The organism is Pseudomonas sp. HMSC065H01, assembly GCF_001815235.1.
Taxonomy (GTDB): domain Bacteria; phylum Pseudomonadota; class Gammaproteobacteria; order Pseudomonadales; family Pseudomonadaceae; genus Pseudomonas; species Pseudomonas aeruginosa.
The window spans coordinates 1-2,999 of sequence record NZ_KV819917.1 but is presented as its reverse complement, the minus strand read 5'-3'; the positions used below and the strand labels follow the sequence as shown (position 1 = coordinate 2,999).

General features: G+C 62.8%; 5 protein-coding genes. All 5 read right to left on the bottom strand.

The features are described from left to right. Positions 1-482, bottom strand: a 482-nt coding sequence (locus tag HMPREF3014_RS25670; RefSeq protein ID WP_045108189.1) for a cbb3-type cytochrome c oxidase subunit I, incomplete at its 3' end; no start/stop codon positions are given. Positions 483-846: 364 nt separating this feature from the next. Beyond that, positions 847-1,773: a cytochrome-c oxidase, cbb3-type subunit III gene (gene ccoP / locus HMPREF3014_RS25665; RefSeq protein ID WP_003087308.1), complete on the bottom strand. Its 927-nt coding sequence runs from the start codon at positions 1,771-1,773 to the stop codon at positions 847-849. Beyond that, positions 1,770-1,955 (bottom strand): CcoQ/FixQ family Cbb3-type cytochrome c oxidase assembly chaperone, encoded by a 186-nt coding sequence (locus HMPREF3014_RS25660; RefSeq protein WP_003087314.1) that lies wholly within the window; start codon positions 1,953-1,955, stop codon positions 1,770-1,772. The genes ccoP and HMPREF3014_RS25660 overlap by 4 nt, the downstream gene beginning before the upstream one ends. 5 nt (positions 1,956-1,960) lie before the next feature. After that, positions 1,961-2,569, bottom strand: coding sequence for a cytochrome-c oxidase, cbb3-type subunit II (gene ccoO / locus HMPREF3014_RS25655; RefSeq protein ID WP_003087318.1), 609 nt, complete (start codon positions 2,567-2,569; stop codon positions 1,961-1,963). A gap of 10 nt (positions 2,570-2,579) precedes the next feature. After that, positions 2,580-2,999, bottom strand: a 420-nt coding sequence (locus tag HMPREF3014_RS25650) for a cbb3-type cytochrome c oxidase subunit I (RefSeq protein ID WP_045108188.1), incomplete at its 5' end; no start/stop codon positions are given.

Genomic DNA, 2,999 nt, shown 5'->3' with positions numbered 1-2,999 from the left:
CCCACATAGATGTGCTTGACCTTGCGCTTGACGATGGTGCCGAAGAACACGATTGCGTAGGTGATCCAGACGATCGCCAGGAGGATGGCCAGCGGCCATTCCAGTTCGGCGTATTCCTTGGAGGTGGTGAAACCCTGCGGCAGGGTCAGCACGGCGCCCACGATCACGGCCTGCCAACCCCAGAAGGTGAAGGCCGCCAGCGTGTCTGAAATCAGTCGGGCTTGCGAGGTACGTTGCACCACGTAGTACGAGGTGGCGAAGAGGGCGCACCCACCGAAGGCGAAGATCACCGCGTTGGTGTGCAGGGGGCGAAGGCGGCCGAAGCTCGTCCACGGCAGGTCGAAGTTCAATTCGGGCCATACCAGTTGGGCGGCGATCAGGACACCGAGACCCATTCCAATGACCCCCCAGACCACCGTCATAACGGCGAACTGGCGGACCACCTTATAGTTATAAGCAGTCTGACTGATTGCTGTGCTCATGCTAGGGGTTCCACGGTTAATGGACTTTTTTAGGGACAAAAAATCGGCGGCAAGTATGGAGAAAGCGGGTGGGCATTGCAACGCGCCAGGCCAGGGGCGACGCCAGTTTGATGCCTGCTTCAGAGCGCTTTCCAAGGCGGCCGTATGGCTTTTTGGCGCTATCCGGGCGAGTGGGTTCGGCCGGTGAAGTTAGGTGTCCCGTCGCTCTGCCGGAGAGGGACGAATGCAGAGCAGCTTAGACGCGATTGAAAAGGAAGGGTAGGAAAGGCGTCCGCTGGTGCGACACTTCGTCGCGCCGCCTGGGACTAAGGTCTGAGACCGGGGGAAGGACCCGCGCCCGGGAGGGCGCGGGTGGGGGGAGGGGTCAGTTGCTGCCCTGGTTGTGCGACAGGTTGTAGATGTAGGCGGCCAGGATGTGCACCTTTTCCTTGCCCAGGTAGGGCTCCTGGGCCGGCATCTGGCCCTGGCGGCCATGGCGGATGGTTTGTTGGAGCTGGGCGTAGCTGGAGCCGTAGATGAACGCGCCGGGGTTGGTCAGGTTCGGCGCGCCGACCAGGGCGGTACCCTTGCCTTCCGGGCCGTGGCAGGCGACGCAGTTGACCGAGAAGATCTGCTTGCCGGCCTCGACGTCGGCCTTGGTGCCTTCCGGCAGCTTCAGCCCGGCGAGTTCGGTGCGGACGTAGGCGGCGACGTTCTTCACCCCGTCTTCGCCGAGGATGTCGCCCCAGGCCGCCATGATCGCGTGGCGACCGCCGAGGATGGTGGTCTCGATGCTCTGCGGGTCACCGCCCCAGCGCCACTCGTTGTCGGCCAGGTTGGGGAAGCCGAGGGCGCCCTTGGCGTCGGAACCGTGGCAGATCGAGCAGTAGGTGGCGAACATGCGGCTGCCCATCTTCATGGCGTGCTCGTCCTTGGCCACTTCCTCGATGGGCATGGCGGCGTACTTGGCGAAGATCGGCCCGTACTTCTCCTGGGCGATGTTCATCTCGCGTTCCCACTGCTTGTCTTGGGTCCAGCCGCCCTCGTAGCCCGGCAGCACGCCTTTCCAGTTACCCAGGCCCGGGTACAGGACTAGGTAGCCGACGGAGAAGACGATGGTGCCGATGTACAGCATGAACCACCACTTCGGCAGCGGATTGTCGTACTCCTCGATGCCGTCGTAGGAGTGGCCCATGGTCTTTTCGGTAGTACCCTTGGCCTCGCCCTTGCGGGTGGCGAAGACCAGCCAGAGCAGGGCGATCAAGGTACCGACGGTAAGAGCTGTGATGTACAGACTCCAGAAGGTGGTCATTCTTTGTTACTCCTAGAAGCTTGCTCGACGTGCTTTTTGGCTTCGGGATCGTCTGCGAAGGGCAGCATCGTCGCTTCGTCGAAGCTCTTCTTGCGTTTGCCGCTGTAGGCCCAGATCACCAGACCGATGAAGGCGACCATGATCAGCAGCGTGCCGAGTCCTCGCAGCGTCCCGATATCCATTGCCGTCACCGTTTGTTCTTGATCGAGGTGCCGAGCACCTGCAGGTAGGCGACCACGGCATCCATTTCGGTCTTGCCTTTCAGCGAGTCCTTGGCGCCCTTGATGTCTTCGTCGGTATAGGGCACGCCGAGGGTGCGCATCACTTCGAGCTTCTTCTCGATGTCCTTGCCGTCGAGCTTGTTCTCCACCAGCCACGGGTAGGCCGGCATCTTCGACTCGGGCACCACGTTGCGCGGGTTGAACAGGTGCGCGCGGTGCCAGTCGTCGGAGTAGCGGCTACCGACGCGGGCCAGGTCCGGACCGGTACGCTTGGAACCCCACAGGAAGGGGTGGTCCCAGACGCTCTCGCCGGCCACCGAGTAGTGGCCGTAGCGTTCGGTTTCGGCGCGGAACGGACGGATCATCTGCGAGTGGCAGCCGACGCAGCCTTCGCGGATATAGATGTCGCGGCCTTCCAGTTGCAGCGCGGTATAGGGCTTCATGCCTTCGACCGGGGTGTTGGTCACGTCCTGGAAGAACAGCGGCACGATCTGGGTCAGGCCGCCGATGCTCACGGCCACGGCCATGCATAGCGCCAGCAGGCCGACGTTCTTCTCGAGTATTTCGTGTTTCATGCTCGGCTCCTCAGGCGATCTGTGCGGCGGCTTCGTATTCGGCCGGCTTGGCGGCACTGACGGTGCGCCAGGTGTTGTAGGCCATCAGGAACATGCCGAGCAGGAAGATGAAACCGCCGAGCATGCGCACGATGAAGCCGGGGTGGCCGGCGGCCAGCGCTTCGACGAAGGAGTAGGTCAGGGTGCCGTCCTCGTTGACCGCGCGCCACATCAGGCCCTGGGTGATGCCGTTGACCCACATCGAGGCGATGTAAAGCACGGTACCGATGGTGGCCAGCCAGAAGTGCGCGTTGATCAGGCCCAGGCTGTACATCTTCTCGCGGCCGAAGACCTTCGGGATCAGGTGGTAGAGCGAGCCGATGGAAACCATCGCGACCCAGCCGAGGGCGCCGGCGTGTACGTGGCCGATGGTCCAGTCGGTGTAGTGGGA

Bases quoted from the DNA above. Each gene is read 5' to 3' on its own strand.
- ccoP (WP_003087308.1), bottom strand. From the start codon at position 1,773: ATGACCACCTTCTGGAGTCTGTACATCACAGCTCTTACCGTCGGTACC.
- HMPREF3014_RS25660 (WP_003087314.1), bottom strand. From the start codon at position 1,955: ATGGATATCGGGACGCTGCGAGGACTCGGCACGCTGCTGATCATGGTC.
- ccoO (WP_003087318.1), bottom strand. From the start codon at position 2,569: ATGAAACACGAAATACTCGAGAAGAACGTCGGCCTGCTGGCGCTATGC.